This is a genomic window from Streptomyces sp. NPDC049813 (genome assembly GCF_044465085.1).
GTDB lineage: Bacteria > Actinomycetota > Actinomycetes > Streptomycetales > Streptomycetaceae > Streptomyces.
Genome location: NZ_JBITLI010000006.1, coordinates 20,049 through 36,661, shown reverse-complemented (window position 1 = coordinate 36,661; position 16,613 = coordinate 20,049). Strand labels below are relative to the sequence as shown.

Below are 16,613 nucleotides of genomic sequence, written 5' to 3'. Positions count from 1 at the left end.
GTACGGGTCCGGCGTGCGGACCGGCCCCGCGGCCCCCGCCGGGCGGCCCTCAGCCGCGCCGGGCGGGCAAGTGACGGCTCGCGAAGTCCAGTTCGAGCGCGACCTGCTTGATGCGCTCCTCCACGACCAGCGAGCCGTGTCCCGCGTCGTACCGGTACACCTCGTGCGGGGCGTCCCGGGCGGCGAGCCGGTCCACGTAGTTGTCGATCTGGCGGATCGGGCAGCGCGGGTCGTTCACCCCCGCCGAGATGAAGACCGGGGCCGTCACGTCGTCCACGTACGTCAGCGGCGAGGAGGCCGTGAAGCGGTCGGGCACCTCCTCGGGGGAGCCGCCGAAGAGGGTGCGGTCCAGGGCCTTGAGGGCCTCCATCTCGTCCTCGTACGCCGCGACGTAGTCCGCGACCGGCACCGCCGCCAGGCCCACCGCCCACGCGCCGGGCTGGGTGCCGAGGCCCAGGAGCGTGAGGTAGCCGCCCCACGAGCCGCCGGCCAGGACAAGGCGATCGGGGTCGGCGAGCCCGGAGTCCACGGCCCAGGCGCGGACCGCCGCGATGTCCTCCAGCTCGATCAGGCCGACCCGGTGCTTGAGGGCGTCGGTCCACTCCCGGCCGTACCCGGTCGAGCCGCGGTAGTTCACCCGGACCACCGCGTACCCGTGGTCGACCCAGGCGGCCGGGCCCGCGGCGAACGCGTCCGAGTCGTGCCAGGTCGGCCCGCCGTGGATCTCGAAGACCGTGGGCAGCGGGCCGTGCGCGCCGGCCGGCTTCTGCACGAGGGCGTGGATGCGGCCGCCGGGACCCTCCACCCAGGCGTCCTCGACCGGGACGGAGCCGGGGGCCTTCGCGCCGGGCGGGTCCAGGACGACGCCGCCCGTGGTGGAGCGGACGGCCGGCGGCTCCGCGGCCGACGACCACAGGAACTCGACGCTGCCGTCCGGCCGGGCCGAGGCGCCCGAGACCGAGCCGGCCGGGGTCGCCACCCGGGTCAGGGCGCCCGAGGCGATGTCGTAGCGCCACAGCTCCGAGCGGGCCTCGAACTCGTGCACGACCAGCAGCGCCGAGCCGTCCGGGTACCACTCGGCCGACACGTCGCCCGGCAGGTCGAGCGCGAGATCGGTCTGCTCGCCGGTGGTCACGTCCCACACCAGCGGCTCCCAGCGGCCGCGCCGCTGGTGCCCGATCAGCAGCCGGGGATCGCCCGCGACCGGGGCGAAGCCGAGGACCTCCAGGCCGAGCTCGCGCCGTCCGCCCTCGGTGTCGTCCAGCTCGGCGACGGCCGACCCGTCGAGGCGGACCACGCGCAGCGCCGAGTGCATCGCGTCGCCGTGCTCGGTGTGCTCGATCGCGATCAGCGCGCCGTCGTGGTCGAGGTCGCCGACGCCGGCCGACTCGCGGTGCCGGTAGATCTCGGCGGGGGCGCCGCCCCCGGGCCCCACGACGTGGATCGTGGTGCCGTCCTCGTCGGTGGAGCGGCCGATCACCGCGGTGCGCCCGTCGCGGCCGAGCGCCAGGCCCGCCGGATAGGACGGGGCGAGTCCCGGGACGGCCTCGGTGTCGGGGCCGCCGGTGAAGGGCTGGCGCAGCCAGACGCCGAACTCGTCGCCGTCGGTGTCGCTGAACCACCAGATCCAGGCGCCGTCGGGGGAGAGCACGCCGTCCGTCGTCCCGTTCGCCCGGTCCGTCGCCTGGCGCTGCTCGCCCGTGGCCCGGTCCCACGCGTACAGCTCGTACGTCCCCGTCGCGTTCGACACGAACAGGGAGCGGTCCGGGGCGTCCTCCGCCCAGTCGGGCAGCGAGACCCGCGGCGCCCGGAAGCGCTGCTCCCAGTCCGGTACGGACGGCGTCGACGGTACGGACGGTGACGGCGGTACGGACGGTGTCGACGCCGCGTCCGGTGTCGACGGGACGGCCGGCGTCGAAGGGGCGGTCGGCTTGCTCTCAGTCATGGTCCCATAGTGCCCGCCCGCGCCCCGGCCCCGCCGGGAGGGGAGCGGCGTGACCCGGCCGGGGGCCGTGCCTCCGGGGGGAGTGGCCGGGTCCGCCATGCAGGTGCTCCCGCTGAGCGTGCCTGCCGTCCGTCGGCGGGCCGGGACGAGGAGGGGGAGGATGAACCGCGCCGACGCGGTTCATCCGTACGCCCCGGAGCGGCGACGGTGTGAGGAATGTACGCCCGCCGGACCCGGCCCGGAATACCTGCCGCATATATCTACGCCGATCGTCGGGGGCGCGTCACAGCGGCGGCCGCGCCGGTGCCGGACCGAGGGTCGTCGTGCCCGGCGCCGCCCGGTGACCCAGGCCCGTGCGGTAGGTGTCGAGCGCCGCCTCGATGCGGCCGGAGCGCCGGTACAGGTCGCCGAGCAGGCGGCACAGGTCCGCCAGGTCGCCTGCCGCACCGGCCCGCTCCAGCAGGCTCAGGGCGTTGACGTAGTGCTCCTCGGCCTCCTCGACCGCCTCCGACTCCTGAGCGATCAGACCCAGCAGCCGGTGCGCGCCCGCCGCGTGCACCGCGCCCCGCTCCGGGCCGATCTCACCGAGCAGCGAGCGCAGCAGCTCCGCCGCCTCCCGCGGCCGGCCGAGCCCGCGCAGCACGTCGGCCAGCTCGACCTCGACCTGCTGCGTGTACAGCGCGGCCCGCTTGGCGCGGAGCATGTCGCGCGCCGTGCGCAGCTCGCTCTCGGCGGCGGTGAGACGGCCCGCCTGGGCGTGGACGTAGCCGCGCATCCAGTGGCAGTGCGCCAGCTCCGTACGGATCTGCAGCTGCTGGTACAGCTCGGCGGCCTTGGCCAGGGACGCGTCGGCCTCCGCGACCTTGCCCTCGGCGAGCAGGGTGCGGGCCACCGAGCGGTGCATCTGGGCGACGAGCGCGGGGTCGCCCACCCGCGGGGCGAGCGCGAGCGCCAGTTCGGCGGCCTGCGCGGCCCGCGCGTGGGCGCCCATGTCCATGTACGGGGCGATGGAGGCGGTGTAGAGCAGCACCAGCGCGTCCGGGTCGTGCAGGCCGCCGGTGTTCAGCTCGTCGAGGGCGGACTCCAGCAGGTAGCAGGCGTAGCGCAGGGAGCCGGAGAGGTAGTGGGCGACGGCCCGGGCCCGGATCACCGGAGCGCGCTGCGGCAGCGGCGCCCCGGCCTCGGTGAGCAGCGCGTCGGCGGTGTCGAAGTGGGCGCGGGCCAGGGCGAGTTCGCCGGTCTCCAGGGCGCATTCGCCCCGTCCCAGCTCGGCCGCCGCGTGCTCCGCGCCGAGGCCGTGCGCCGCCGCCTCCGCGCTCAGCGTCCGGTAGAGCCCGGCGGCCTCGCTCGCGGCGCCGGTGGCGAGCGCGCGCTGGGCCTCGGTCAGCCGCAGCCGCATGTCCGTGGCCAGGTGGGCCGGTTGCCCGGTGGCCAGTTCCTCGTACGTGACGCCGAGCCGCTCCGCGATGTGCCGCAGCGCCGCCTCGGAGGGGCGGACCCGGCCCGCTTCGAGCGTGGAGATGTAGGCGGGCGTGTAGGCGGGCTCGGCGACCTGGCGCTGGGTGAGGCCGCGCGCGGCGCGCAGCCGCAGGACGCGACGGCCCACGGATTCCGGCGGTTCTTCGGGCATGGCGCGGGCGTGCCGCCTTTCGCATGGGGTCCCAGGAGTGTCACCTCTTGCCCCCGCTCGCGCCAACCCCCTAGGTTGAGCGACCAGTTAAGGCAAGTTAAGTCTGCTTAACCTTCAACTTACTGCGAGGTTCCCGTGCCCGTCCGCACCCCTCTGGTCACCGCGATCGCGGCGGGCGTCCTCGCGGTCGCCGCGCTCGGCGCCGCGGGCACGACGAGCCACGCCGCCACCGGCGACGGCGGTGCGCCCGACCGTGGCGGCAGAACCGTCGAGTACTTCCCGGACTCGCACGGCCCGGGCCGCCACGTGCCGGCCCCCGCCTCCGTACCGGCCGAGATCGGCCGCGTGCAGCAGGCCCCGGCGCTTGCCCCCGGGGCCACCGGCGTCACCGCCCTGCAACGCACCGGCCCCGCCGACGGCCGCCTGGACCTCGTGATCGTCGGCGACGGCTACACCGCGGACCAGCAGGGCGACTTCGCGCAGGACGCCCAGGCCAAGCTGGACGCGATCTTCGCCATCGAGCCCTACAAGAGCTACCGGGGCCTGTTCAACTTCTGGCTGGTGAACGCGGTCTCGAACCAGTCGGGAGTCTCCGGCGACCCGACCGCGGACGTCGTCAAGTCCACCGCCGTCAGCAGCTACTTCTTCTGCTCCGACACCGAACGGCTGCTCTGCGTCGACGAGAAGAAGGTCGACGCCTACGCCCAGCAGGCGCCCGCCTCCGACATCGTCTTCGTCATCGCCAACTCCACCAAGTACGGCGGCGCCGGCTACAGCGGACTCTCCTCCACCGCCGGACACACCGGCATCGCGACCATGTCGTCCGACAACGACCGCTCGTACCTCATCGGCGCCCACGAACTCGGCCACTCCATCGGCCTGTTGGCCGACGAGTACCAGTACGACGGCTACGGCACCTACCCCGGCGCCGAACCCGCCGAGCCCAACACCAGCAAGCAGACCGCGGCGGAGATGGGGAGCACGCGCAGCAAGTGGTACCGCTGGCTCGGCCAGAGCGACCCCGCGGGCGGCACCGTCGGCACGTACGAGGGGGCCGGGTACTACGAGTACGGCATCTACCGTCCCACCCAGAACTCGATCATGCGGGCGCTCGACACCGACGTCTTCAACCTGCCCGGCCGCGAGGCGATGATCGCCGGCTTCTACCGCGCGGCGGACCTCGTCACGGCCGCGGGTCCGCTCCGCGTCGACGTGGCGCCCCTCGCGAAGGGGCTCGCCGACGTGCGGATCCGGTGGTACGTGGACGGGGTCGAGGTCCCCGGTGCGGCGGGCCGGCACTCCCTCCAGCCGGCCTCCCTGCGGCTGCGCGCGGGCCCGCACCGGGTCACGGCGACCGCCGTCGACCACACGCGGGCGCTCCGCGACCCGTCAGCGCGCCGCACCACGAAGACCACGCTCACGTGGACCCTGAGCCGCCCCTGAGAACGCGGTCAGGCTGACGTCCCGTCCGCGCCGGGGGCTGCGGCGAAGCCGCACGCCTCCAGGGGCGCGGGGAACGGCGCGCCCAGCCCCCACCGAACGGTCAGCCGAACGGGTTCTTCTGGGGGCGCTGCGAGGACGACCGGGGCCGCACGCAGCGCACCTTTCAGGGGCGCGGGGAACGGCGCGAGAAGCCCCACCGCCCGGCACCCGCCCCGAACCCGGCGAGGAAACCCCCGCCCGCCGGAGGCAACCCGTGCCGCCGCGCGACGAGCCCCTCACTGACCCCCCGCGACACCACCCGCCGCACGGCGAAGACCACCGGCGCCCCACTCCCCACCGCGTAGAACCCCCGGGGCCGCCCCGCCTCGACCACCCCCACGACCTTCGCGGCGACCTTCTCGGCAGAGACCCCCCGTGCCTCGTTCCGGTTCAGAGCCGCAAGCATCGTGTCGTAGGCCCCCCGGAAGGGTGACCCTTCCGCCACGTACTGGGTGCGCCGCGCGCTGATCCCGGTGGCGACCGATCCGGGCTCGACCGTCGCCACCCAGACCCCGTAGGGCGCGTACTCCCGCCGGGCCGCACTCGCGAACCCCTTGATCGCCGCCTTCGAGGCGACGTACGACGACCGGTAGGTCAGCGGGAAACTGGCCAGCATCGAGCCCACCATGACCACCCGCCCGCGCCCCCGCTCCCGCATGCCGGGCAGCACCAGCTGGCTGAGCCGCACCGCCCCGAAGACGTTGAGCTGGAACAGCCGCCGGACCGCGTCCATCGGCAGCTCCTCGAAGGGTCCGCTCTGCGATTCCCCCGCGTTGTTGATCAGCACGTCCACGTCCCCCGCGGCGGCCGCGCACGCCTCGATGCTCGCGTCGTCGGCGAGGTCCAGCGGGAGGTACGTCACCCCGGCGACGGGGGAGCCGACCTTCCGCGGGTCGCGGCTCGTGCCGTACACCCGGTACCCGCGCCGCACCAGCGCCGCCGCGACGGCCGCCCCGATCCCGGACGATGCCCCGGTCACCAGCGCGGTCCCCCGCACCCCGCCCCGGCCGCCGCCGTCCCCCGCGCTCACCCCAGGCTCCTGGCGAGCGCGCGCCCGGCCGCCCGCCCGGAGAAGATGCAGCCGCCGAGGAACGTCCCTTCGAGCGCGTTGTACCCGTGGACACCGCCACCGCCGAACCCGGCGACCTCCCCGGCCGCGTACAGCCCCTCGAAGAGCGAACCGTCGGGCCGCACCACCTGCGAGTCGAGCGTGGTCTCCAGGCCGCCCAGCGTCTTGCGGGTCAGCACGTGCAGCCGTACGGCGATGAGCGGGCCCTGCGCCGGGTCGAGCAGCCGGTGCGGCCTGGCGACGCGGGTGATCCGGTCGGGCCAGTAGGCGCGGGCGTTGCGCACCGCCATCATCTGGAGGTCCTTGCCGTAGCCGTGCTCCGCCTCCCGGTCCCGCGCGGTGATCTCCCGCTCCACCAGGTCGTGGTCGACCGGCGTCCCGGGCGTCAGCGCGTTCATCCCGGCGACCAGGTCCTTCAGGGTGCGCCGGACGACGAAGTCCTCCCCGTGGTCCAGGAAGGCCTGCACCGGACCGGGTGCACCCTTCTTCACCCGCTGGAGGACCAGCCTCAGGTCCTTGCCGGTGATGTCGGGGTTCTGCTCGGAGCCGGAGAGCGCGAACTCCTTCTCCACGATGGCCCGGGTCAGCACGAACCACGTGTGGTCGTACCCGGTCGCGGTGATGTGCTTGAGCGTGGCGAGCGTGTCGTGCCCGGGGAAGAGCGGCGCGGGCAGCCGCCGGCCCGTGGCGTCCAGCCACAGCGAGGAGGGGCCCGGGATGATGCGGATGCCGTGGCCGGGCCAGACCGGGTCCCAGTTCTTCAGGCCCTCCGTGTAGTGCCACATCCGGTCCCGGTTCACCAGGGACGCGCCCGCGCCCTCGGCGATGCCCAGCATGCGCCCGTCGACGTAGGCCGGGACACCGGTGACCATCGACGCGGGCGGCCGCCCCATCCGCTCGGCCGGCCAGTTCTCGCGGACCAGGTCGTGGTTGCCGCCGATGCCGCCCGAGGTGACGACGACGGCCTGCGCGCGCAGCTCGAAGTCGCCGGCGCTCTCCCGGGAGGAGGCGACGCCGCGCGCCGCGTCCGAGGGCTGGAGCAGCGCCCCGCGCACCCCGACCGCGGCCCCGCCCTCCACGATCAACTCATCGACGCGGTGCCGGTACTTGAAGGTCACGAGCCCCCGGGCGGCCGCGTCGAGGACGGGCTCCCGGAAGACCCGGACGACCTCGGGCCCCGTCCCCCAGGTGAGGTGGAAGCGCGGGACGGAGTTGCCGTGCCCGGTCGCGGTCCCGGTGCCGCGCTCGGCCCACCCGACGTTCGGCGTGACCCGCAACCCGAGCCCGTACAGGTAGTCGCGCTTCTCCCCGGCGGCGAACCCCACGTACGCCTCGGCCCACGCGCGCGGCCAGCGGTCCTCCCGCTCGCGGTCGAAGCCGGCGGAGCCGAGCCAGTCGGCGAGGGCCAGCTCGTAGCTGTCCTTGATGCCCATGCGGCGCTGTTCGGGGCTGTCGACGAGGAAGAGCCCGCCGAGCGACCAGAAGGCCTGCCCGCCGAGGTTGGCCTCGTTCTCCTGGTCGACGACGACGACGCGCTTGCCCGCGCGGGTCAGTTCGTAGGTGGCGACGAGCCCGGCGAGCCCGCCTCCCACGACGATCACATCGGCACGGTCCGCAGTGCCACCGCTGTCGCTCATGCGCTCTCCATGGGTGTGCTGTAGGCGTCGAGTACGTTCCTGAACAGGGCCTCGCGACGGGCCGTGGCGCCCGCGTCGTCCGGCCGGAGCAGTACCTGCACGAGGGTCCCGTCGTGCACGGCGACGAGCGCGTCACCGAGGGCGTCCTCGTCGTCGACGCGCCGCCCGAGGCGGGCAAGCGCGGCGACGAGGACCGGCAGGATCGCGTCCCGGATCGCCTGCTCCCGGGCCGCCATCACCCGCCGCAGCCCCGGATTGCGCAGCGCGTGCGCGGTGAACTCGGCGGTGATCCGGTACCAGGCGTCGTCCACCGGCGCCGCGGCGATGGCGGCCCGCACGGCACGGTCGGGGTCGGCCGGGTCGATGCCGGCCAGCGCGCGCCGCACATCGCCGAGCAGCCGCGCCGACCGCTCCTCCCACAGGGCGAGGAACAGCTCGTCGAGGGAGGAGAAGTTCGAGTAGAAGGCGCCGCGCGTGAACCCGGCCCGCTCACAGACCTGCTCGACGGTGGACCGCCCGAACCCCACCTCGGCGAAGACGTCGAGCGCGGCGTCGAGCAGCCGCTGCCGCGTGCGGGCGCGGCGCTTGGTCACGGTGCCCGGCATCGTCGCCCCTTCCGTCGGATACAGGAACGTATTCGATACGTTCCTGTATCGACAAGGCCTGCGCCGAGCCGGGTCGGGACGGGATGGGGCCGGGCGGGGACGGGACGGGACGGCGGGGGGCCGACACCGCGCCATGCCAATCCGCCCGGTCGCTCAGACGAAGATCTCGACCAACGTCCACACGGCGAGCAGCAGCATGCACACGCCACCCACCCGCTGGACGGTCTTCAGCGGCACGCGCTTGGCGATGAACCGCCCGGCGACGAGCGCGAGCGCGGAGACGGACATCAGGGCGGCGGCGGAGCCGATGGCGGTGGACCAGGTGCCGTTGGTGGCGGCGAGGTTCGCGGTGGTGATCTGGGTGAGGTCGCCCCACTCGCTGATGAAGACGGCCATGAAGGCGGTGCCGAAGACGGGCCAGAACCCGGTCACCGTGCGGGCGCCCGCCTCGTCGTCCTCGTCGTCGTCACCGCCGCGCAGCAGCATGAAGGCGCCGAACGCGAACAGCAGGGCGGAGACGACCTTGACGATCCAGTCCGGCAGCAGCCCGAGCAGCGAACCGGCGCCGACGGCGATGGCGACGTGCACGATGAAGGCGGCGGAAGTCCCGAACCACACATACAGCGGCTTCATCCGGGTGCCCATGGCCAGCGAGGCGAACATGGTCTTGTCCGGCAGCTCGGCGAGGAAGATCAGCCCGAAGGCGGTGACGATCGCCAGGGGGTCGAGGTGCATCAGCGGTACTTTCTGTACGGGCCGGGCCGGTGCGACCCGCCCGCCACGCGGAGAGGACCACTCGACCCGGCAGCCACGACACGTATGCCCTACGCGTCAGTCGTTCTGCCTGGTCGAAGGTCTCGCCCACCCGAACCGATCCGGCCCGAGCCCGGCCACCGGGAACCCAAGGGCTCCAGTGTGTCGACGACCGGTTCGCGGGGCTACTCCCCTTCGCTTGCGTGTCCAGGGTACCTGGTGGCGGGCGGGTCCGCCCTGACGGACCGCGGAACGGTGCTGGTGCTCACGGGCGCTGCTGCCGGGTTCCGGTGCGGGTGCGGGTGTCGTGGCTGGGCGCCAGGGGCTCGAAGGGCAGCTCCGGAATGCCGAGTTCTCGGCGCATGGCGGACGCGGTGGCCTGAACGGCCTTGTAATAGGTGTGCTGAGCGGTCTGAAAGGTGCCGTCCGTCACGTGGGCACCGTCCGCGAGCAGATCACGCAGAGCCCGGACGGTGCGGAACGCTTCGACGCCCAGAGCGACGACGCGGGGCGGGGCAAGCATCGTCAGACCGAACCGTTGCTCGAACAGACCAGACTCCGAAAAGGCGACCCGGACCGCCCGCCGGCGGTCTTCAGGCGTGTCATGAGCGGCTTCGGCAGCAAACCGCATGCCCTCCGCCGAGCGGGCCAAATGAGCGAGATAGCTCACGAAGGCCTCACGCAGAACGGCCTGCGCATCCGCCCGCTGGGCCCGCTTCCAGCGATCCCGATCCACGACGAACGTGGCAATGATCCCGGCGAACGCGCCCGCTATGGCGCTTAGAGGTGCAGTCCAGTCCATACACGGTATTGAGCACGGGGTGCGGCGCGCTGTGAAGAAGGCGGGACGGTCATCTCCCAGCCCTTGCGTCACTCCGAAACGCGAGCGTCCCCACCCCATGGACCGTCGGCGCCCGCCTCACCGAGCGATCTCGGCGATCAGGGCCTCGACGCGTTGCTTGATCTCGTCGCGAATGGGGCGGACGGCCTCAACGCCTCGGCCGGCGGGGTCGTCGAGCTTCCAGTCGAGATACGTCTTGCCGGGGAAGACCGGGCAGGCGTCGCCGCAGCCCATGGTGATCACGTAGTCGGACGCTTGGACGGCTTCGGTGGTGAGCACCTTGGGGGTAGCGCTGGTGAGGTCGATGCCGACTTCCTGCATGGCTTCGATGGCGGCCGGGTTGATCTGCTCGGCGGGCAGGGAGCCGGCGGAGCGGACCTCGATGTGGCCGCCTGCGAGGTGGGTGAGGAAGGCGGCGGCCATCTGGGAGCGTCCCGCGTTGTGGACGCAGACGAACAGGACCGAGAACTTGGCGCGGTCAGACACGGGCGGAGCCTCCCGAGGCGGCGGCCGGTGAGGCAGCAGGTGCATGGGGGGCGGGGAAGTAGCGGCGGGCGGCGAGTGCCACGTACACCAGGCCGATCAGGACGGGGACCTCGATGAGGGGACCGACGACGCCGGCGAGGGCCTGGCCGCTGGTGGCGCCGAAGGTCGCGACGGCGACCGCGATGGCCAGCTCGAAGTTGTTGCCTGCGGCGGTGAACGCCAGCGTTGTCGCCTTCGGGTAGTCGAGGCCGACTGCCTTGCCCAGGGCCATGGATCCGGCCCACATGAGCGCGAAGTAGACGAGCAGCGGCAGCGCGATCCGGGCGACGTCGAGGGGCTGGGAGGTGATGGCGTCGCCCTGGAGGGCGAAGAGGACGACGATGGTGAAGAGCAGCCCGTACAGGGCGAAGGGTCCAATGCGCGGGATCAGCTTGGTCTCGTACCAGGTGCGGCCCTTGGTCTTCTCGCCGAGGCGGCGGGTCAGGAATCCGGCGAGCAGCGGGATGCCGAGGAAGATCAGGACGCTGCGGGCGATCTCCCACACCGAGATGTCGAGAGTGGTCTGCTCCAGACCGAGCCAGCCGGGCAGCACCGACAGGTAGAACCAGCCGAGCAGGCTGAACGCCAGTACCTGGAAGACGGAGTTGAGGGCGACCAGGACGGCGGCGGCTTCGCGGTCGCCGCAGGCGAGGTCGTTCCAGATGATGACCATGGCGATGCAGCGGGCCAGGCCGACGATGATCAGGCCGGTGCGGTACTCGGGCAGGTCCGGCAGGAAGATCCAGGCGAGCGCGAACATCAGCGCCGGTCCGACCACCCAGTTCAGTACCAGCGAGGGGATCAGCAGCCGTCGGTCGCGTGTGACGGTGTCGAGCCGGTCGTAGCGGACCTTGGCGAGCACCGGGTACATCATCACGAGCAGGCCGAGGGCGATCGGCAGGGAGACCCCGGTGACGGTGACCTCGGCCAGCGCGTCACCGAGACCGGGCACGAGACGGCCCAACCCGAGACCGGCGGCCATCGCGACGAGGATCCACACCGCCAGGTAGCGGTCCACGAATGACAGGCGGGCCGCGACCGGCGCGGTGGCGGTGTCGCTCATGAGGACGCCTCTGCCGTGGCGGGCTGTCCAGGGCGGGTCAGGATGCCGGCGAGCTTGTCGGTCATCTCCGGCTGCAGCCAGTAGAAGACCCAGGTGCCGCGCCGCTCGCAGTCGATGAGCCCGGCCTGGCGCAGCAGTTTCAGGTGGTGGGAGATGGTCGGCTGCGACAGGTCGAACGCGGGGGTGAGGTCGCAGACGCAGATCTCGCCGCCCTCGCGCGAGGCGATCATCGACAGCAGGCGGAGCCGGACGGGATCGCCAAGGGCCTTGAAGACCCTGGCCAACTCGACCGCCCGGCCCTCGTCCAGCGGGGCTGCCAGCAGCGTGGGGCAGCAGCCGCTTTCGTCCTGGCCGAGCACGACCAGCTCTTGTTTCGACATGGCTCTATGTTGACGAACTTCGATCCAGGGCGCAAGGTTGCATCGAAAACCTTCGAAGCAGCGCGTCCGATGTCCGTCTCCTCCCGGAGGAATGCCATGAGCGATCAGTCCGCTGACCTGCGCGAGACCGTCCGCGAGCGCTATGCCGCCGCAGCCGTACAGGTCACCGAGGGCGGCACCGCCTGTTGCGGCCCGCAGGCCGTCAAGATCGACGACAACTTCGGCTCCACGCTCTACGCGGCCGACGAACGCGACGCCTTGCCCGCCGAGGCGGTCGCCGCCTCCCTCGGCTGCGGCAACCCCACCGCCGTAGCCGACCTCCACGAGGGCGAGCGGGTCCTCGACCTCGGCTCCGGCGGCGGCATCGACGTACTGCTCTCCGCCCGTCGCGTCGGGGCGACCGGCGAGGCGTACGGGCTGGACATGACCGAGGAGATGCTCGCCCTCGCCCTGGCCAACCAGAAGAAGGCCGGCGCCACCAACGTCGAGTTCCTCAAGGGAACGATCGAGGCCATCCCGCTCCCCTCGAACACGATCGATGTCGTCATCTCGAACTGCGTCATCAACCTGTCCACCGACAAGCCCGCGGTCTTCGCGGAGATGTTCCGCGTCCTGGCACCCGGCGGCCGGATCGGCATCTCCGACGTCGTCGCCGACGACGAACTCACTCCGGCCCAGCGGGCGCAGCGCGGCGACTATGTCGGCTGCATCGCGGGCGCCCTCTCGTTCGCCGAGTACCGCGCAGGCCTGACGGCGGCAGGCTTCAGCTCCATCGAACTCACCCCGACCCACGCAGTCGCCGACGGCATGCACTCCGCCACTGTCCGAGCGGTCAAGCCCGCCCATGTGCCGCGTGCGGCCCTCCTCCATACGCCCTCCGGGGAGAGCGGGGCCGGCTCCTGCTGTGGTGGGAGCGACCACGGAACCGAGGGACTGTGACGGTCACAATCCCCTGGTGGCCCTGTGGTTCGGCGACGAACACCCGGGCGCCCGAGCAGTGGCACATCCCTTGAGGGTGATCACCCGGCTCGTCCGCCACTCCGGCGCCGCCTGACCGGGGAGACTCACCAGTTGTTTCGGCTGTCGGGGTGGCGGGATTTGAACCCACGACCTCTTCGTCCCGAATGAGGTTCGGGTGGTGATCTTGCCAGCGTGGACGGCGTTTGCGCTGTTCAGGGCGTCGGGATGTCGAGGTCTCAGGTGGCCTCGAAGGGGCTCGGGGAGCGGGTCGGCTCCCAGATGGCTCCCAAGGGGACCGTAGCCAACGGTCGCTGGGGCGACCTGTCCCGCCACATCGGCACGCGCTGAATACGTGTGCGCGACGCTCGTGCGACGGCTCAGATTACGGTTGAGGGAGCGTGCTTGCTCAGGTAGCTCTTGAAGGTCTTCCTGATCTCGGCCTGGAGATAGCCTGCCTGTGGTGAGTTGGGTACCACGTCGGGCTCGAAGCCTCTCTTTCGGGCATCGAGGTACCGCACGATGCTCGACGATCTGGTGTTGGCGACGAAGAGTTCGTTCTGGGTACGGATGTCGGCGCGCAGCCCCTCGAAGTTCCGTGCGAGGCCGATGCCGAGGTTGGAGACGTAGTACTTGCACTCGACGATGAGGACACTCTGACTGCCTCGTGGTGCGATGCCCTGCACTCGGCTCAGGGCGGCTTCCTCGGCTGGCAGCACCAACACGTCGCACTCGTGCAGGACGCCCGACGAGCCGGTCACATAGACGCCGAGGTGGACTTCAAGGGCGGGGGCACCGTCGAACTCGATCACGGCGTGGGTGAAGGGCTGGCTGTTGCCGTACAGGTGACCGGGCCCTGTCCGGAAAACAAGATTGCTGGCCCTCGCCCCGTAGACGTCTTCGTAGGTGACAGTGGCACCATGCCGACTCGCGGTGGCGACGATCAGGGAGAAGATGAAGCCCTCGTAGATGTCGGACGGCTTCGAAGCGGAGTCGTACGACACCGCCCCCGCAGCCAGAAGGCTCTTGATCTCGTTGACTAGGTCATCGACCGTGCTCAACTGACTACCTCCCTCGTCACTTCGGCCAGCAGCTGGCTGACGCGTGTACGTCGCTCAGCCGGCACCCGATCTCCCCGGAACTCAGTTCGGCTACGGCGTGTTCGAGCGCTTTCGTCTGGCTCGAACACGACCCCCTCAGCCATGCTCCGGCTGCCAGCGTCGCCTTCGGGCTCAGACCGGAGCGTCTTCAGCACCTCCAGTTCCATTTCAGGCAGGTCGACGAGCACGCGCTTTACCGCATCAAGGAGGAGCTGCACACGTTCTTCCTCTGTCATGGCTCGCGTGGCGATGACCAGGGTCCCTCCCTTGTGTGAAGACTCGTACTCTCCGAGGCCAAGCATGCTGCGGTCCACCACCTCGTATCGAGCCGCTGCTGCAGCCGGACTCGTGGCGGGGAGGTTATCGCCGCGGCGCTGCTGGCGTCGGCGGAGGATCTTCTCCTCCGGCACTCCCGCGGCGATTGCCGCGTCGACATCGTCGAGCACCCAACTTAGGGCGGTGTCTTGCAGCGCTTCGCGGAGCTGCCCTTCCACACGGCGTAGTTCGAACTGGTTCATGTCCCCCTCGTATCAGTCGCTTTCGTCTGACGTAGCCAGTCGGTTCACGGTTCTTCCCCGGGATGTGTTCGAAGGAACCGCAGTTAGCCGTCGATCAGATTTCGGAGTGCCTCCAGCGACAGGCGGGCTTCCGGAGCGCTAGCTCCACCGGATAATCGGACACCCTCGCCTTCCAGGACGGGTTCGCCGACGTTTCCTTCAGCGCTACCAGAGTTTCGCGAGCGACGGAGCCTCCTCGATGGGGTCGTCTGGTCCAGCCAGTGTCCACACCTCATCGGAGAGGGCGATGCTCGGTGCATCGCCATGTTCGGGGCGTCGGCGGGTGACCCGTTGACTGACCCATTCACCGTCGCGCGGCACGGGCAGGCCGAGGCTACGGGCGATCGTCGCCTGTCGACTGGTGCCGCCGAGCACGAGGATGCCATCGCCGCGCAATGTCTCCCGGGCAGTTCGAACTCGCTTCGGGCCATCTGCGGTCACGGCGACGGTGGAGATCGTGGTTCGGTTGAGTAGCCGTCCTTGCGCGAGCCTGAAGAGGTTGTTCACCCGGGCCTGGCTGCCGCGCCGGCTCACTTCGGTGGCGAAAATCTTCTCTCGAAGCGGCGCCGGAAGGTGGAGAAGGGTGTTCTCCGGCAGATGCGCGTTGTGGAAGAGCCAGGTGACGGCCTGTCGGCCTGCGGCCGAGAGCGTGCGCTTGAAGTCGCGGTTGGCTGCTCCGCTGAGGTGGCCGGGTTCGATCCGGATCAGTCCGAGGCTCCAGCAGGACCGCTCATCGTTGGCTGACACGAGCAGACACACCCTCCCGACCTCCCCGGGCGTAATCGTCCATGTCGCACCAGTGGTGAACTTCAGTACTACCTGCTGGCGTCCTATCGGGAGGTCGGTGGTCTCCTGGCCAGGCGGGAATCCCCAGGCCGCCGTGAGCTCGTGAGTGACCTTGGCGCCGAGGTAGACCTTCTCGGACTTCCCGAGCGTAGCCGGGTCGAATCGCCCCGTTCGCCGTCCGTCGAGCACGCTGTCGAATGCGTGGCGCAGGGCGTTCGCCGTTGTTGCCTCGAAGTCCGGCATGCCGCGGAGGGCATCCGCGACGGTAGCCACGTCAGAGGAGCCAGAGCTGCTTTCAGTTCCTGCGGCGGCGGCAGAAGGGCTGCTGATCGCGGCTGCGATGTCGGAGTCTGCCAAGCGGGTCGCTGCGACACCCTCGTCCGGAAAGGACGGGATCACGGTGGCCGGTTCATCCCGTGCCGGGCCGACGGACGGAGCCGGAGCTCGGCGCTCGGCGGCGGCCAGCTCGTCGCGCAGTGCTTGGAGGCGCTTCTCCTTGCGCGCCAGGCGGCGCTCGATCCGTTCCACCTTGCTGCGAAGGTCGCGGTTCTCTCGTAGCACGTCCAGGAGTTCCGGATCCGGGCTATCGGGCGTCGGCTCTTGCGATGGTTGTGTACTGTCGGCTGCCAGCGTGGCCCGCGCGTTCACCAGGTGCTGCCTGACCTCCTCGGTCATGCCTTCCTTACGCTCTGGTGGAGCGAGTACCGCGATGATCGCGTAGATCAACGAGGCGTTGTTCTGGAGCCCTCTGCCTCGAAGTCGGTCCGAGAGCACCTGATACGACGGAGGGCGCGGGCCTTCCCGGTGCTGCGCCAGCAGTAGCTGTTGCAGCCCTTTCAGCTGGACTCCGCTGTTGTCGACCAGATCACGCAGCAGCCCCACGATCTCCCGCATGGGCATGCATAGTTCCGTGTCCACCTCTGACCACTGACCGCCCCGTCTTCGGCGCGCCATGTCCTCGCCCCCGCCCCTTCGATCTCCTCAAAAGAGTATTCAATCTATCTGATCGGAAGATCGAACTTCCGGGCGTCGTGGACATCCGGCACCGTGGTCACCCCAGCCGTAAATCGCTACGTGAGAAAGGACGTCGATGCGTCAGCGCACGGCCGATATCTGCGCCTTCGCCATCATCGTCGGCACGCCCGCAGCTCTGATCGCCTTGAATCTGCCTTCCGATCAGGTCATCACGAGCACCTCCGCCGCGGCCGTTCTCTACTCGGCCTGGCGCCAGGGTGGAGGTACGCCGCCGTCACAGGGCTCCGGGGGACGGCATGGCGTTGACT

The 16,613-nt window shown here is 71.0% G+C and carries 15 protein-coding genes; 2 read left to right on the top strand and 13 right to left on the bottom strand.

What is annotated here, in order from left to right:
• Positions 1-49 precede the first annotated feature (49 nt).
• On the bottom strand, positions 50-1,945 hold the full coding sequence (locus tag ACIBW6_RS15060) for a S9 family peptidase (protein ID WP_399059738.1): 1,896 nt from the start codon (positions 1,943-1,945) through the stop codon (positions 50-52).
• Between the two features lie 283 nt (positions 1,946-2,228).
• On the bottom strand, positions 2,229-3,575 hold the full coding sequence (locus ACIBW6_RS15055) for a helix-turn-helix domain-containing protein (protein ID WP_399059737.1): 1,347 nt from the start codon (positions 3,573-3,575) through the stop codon (positions 2,229-2,231).
• Between the two features lie 135 nt (positions 3,576-3,710).
• Between ACIBW6_RS15055 and ACIBW6_RS15050 the strand changes: the two genes are divergently transcribed.
• Positions 3,711-5,018, top strand: a complete 1,308-nt coding sequence (locus ACIBW6_RS15050) for a M64 family metallopeptidase (protein WP_399059736.1) — start codon at positions 3,711-3,713, stop codon at positions 5,016-5,018.
• Positions 5,019-5,181: 163 nt separating this feature from the next.
• Here ACIBW6_RS15050 and ACIBW6_RS15045 read toward each other — a convergent pair whose 3' ends face one another.
• The 8 genes from ACIBW6_RS15045 to ACIBW6_RS15010 form a co-directional block, all read right to left on the bottom strand.
• A complete protein-coding gene (locus ACIBW6_RS15045; RefSeq protein ID WP_399059735.1) occupies positions 5,182-6,087 on the bottom strand; it encodes an SDR family NAD(P)-dependent oxidoreductase in 906 nt (301 codons plus the stop codon).
• On the bottom strand, positions 6,084-7,763 hold the full coding sequence (locus tag ACIBW6_RS15040; protein WP_399059734.1) for an FAD-binding dehydrogenase: 1,680 nt from the start codon (positions 7,761-7,763) through the stop codon (positions 6,084-6,086). Before ACIBW6_RS15040 ends, ACIBW6_RS15045 begins: the two co-directional genes overlap by 4 nt.
• Positions 7,760-8,368 carry a TetR/AcrR family transcriptional regulator gene (locus ACIBW6_RS15035; protein ID WP_399059733.1) on the bottom strand — a complete coding sequence of 203 codons (609 nt, stop codon included), beginning with the start codon at positions 8,366-8,368 and terminating at the stop codon, positions 7,760-7,762. The genes ACIBW6_RS15040 and ACIBW6_RS15035 overlap by 4 nt, the downstream gene beginning before the upstream one ends.
• Before the next feature lie 153 nt (positions 8,369-8,521).
• Positions 8,522-9,103, bottom strand: coding sequence for a TMEM165/GDT1 family protein (locus ACIBW6_RS15030; protein WP_399059732.1), 582 nt, complete (start codon positions 9,101-9,103; stop codon positions 8,522-8,524).
• 283 nt (positions 9,104-9,386) lie between these two features.
• On the bottom strand, positions 9,387-9,923 hold the full coding sequence (locus ACIBW6_RS15025; protein ID WP_399059731.1) for a hypothetical protein: 537 nt from the start codon (positions 9,921-9,923) through the stop codon (positions 9,387-9,389).
• A gap of 117 nt (positions 9,924-10,040) precedes the next feature.
• Entirely contained in the window at positions 10,041-10,448 is a 408-nt protein-coding gene (locus ACIBW6_RS15020) for an arsenate reductase ArsC (RefSeq protein WP_399059730.1), read from the bottom strand.
• Positions 10,441-11,550 (bottom strand): ACR3 family arsenite efflux transporter, encoded by a 1,110-nt coding sequence (gene arsB, locus ACIBW6_RS15015; protein ID WP_399059729.1) that lies wholly within the window; start codon positions 11,548-11,550, stop codon positions 10,441-10,443. Before arsB ends, ACIBW6_RS15020 begins: the two co-directional genes overlap by 8 nt.
• Positions 11,547-11,930 carry an ArsR/SmtB family transcription factor gene (locus tag ACIBW6_RS15010; RefSeq protein WP_399059728.1) on the bottom strand — a complete coding sequence of 128 codons (384 nt, stop codon included), beginning with the start codon at positions 11,928-11,930 and terminating at the stop codon, positions 11,547-11,549. Before ACIBW6_RS15010 ends, arsB begins: the two co-directional genes overlap by 4 nt.
• 96 nt (positions 11,931-12,026) lie before the next feature.
• Between ACIBW6_RS15010 and arsM the strand changes: the two genes are divergently transcribed.
• Positions 12,027-12,869 carry an arsenite methyltransferase gene (gene arsM / locus ACIBW6_RS15005; protein WP_399059727.1) on the top strand — a complete coding sequence of 281 codons (843 nt, stop codon included), beginning with the start codon at positions 12,027-12,029 and terminating at the stop codon, positions 12,867-12,869.
• A 398-nt stretch (positions 12,870-13,267) separates the two neighbouring features.
• Here arsM and ACIBW6_RS15000 read toward each other — a convergent pair whose 3' ends face one another.
• The 3 genes from ACIBW6_RS15000 to ACIBW6_RS14990 all read right to left on the bottom strand — a co-directional run bounded on the left by ACIBW6_RS15000 (position 13,268) and on the right by ACIBW6_RS14990 (position 16,224).
• Positions 13,268-13,948: a hypothetical protein gene (locus ACIBW6_RS15000; protein ID WP_399059726.1), complete on the bottom strand. Its 681-nt coding sequence runs from the start codon at positions 13,946-13,948 to the stop codon at positions 13,268-13,270.
• Entirely contained in the window at positions 13,945-14,505 is a 561-nt protein-coding gene (locus ACIBW6_RS14995; RefSeq protein ID WP_399059725.1) for a hypothetical protein, read from the bottom strand. Before ACIBW6_RS14995 ends, ACIBW6_RS15000 begins: the two co-directional genes overlap by 4 nt.
• Before the next feature lie 204 nt (positions 14,506-14,709).
• Positions 14,710-16,224: a NaeI family type II restriction endonuclease gene (locus tag ACIBW6_RS14990; protein WP_399059724.1), complete on the bottom strand. Its 1,515-nt coding sequence runs from the start codon at positions 16,222-16,224 to the stop codon at positions 14,710-14,712.
• Between the last annotated feature and the right edge of the window lie 389 nt (positions 16,225-16,613).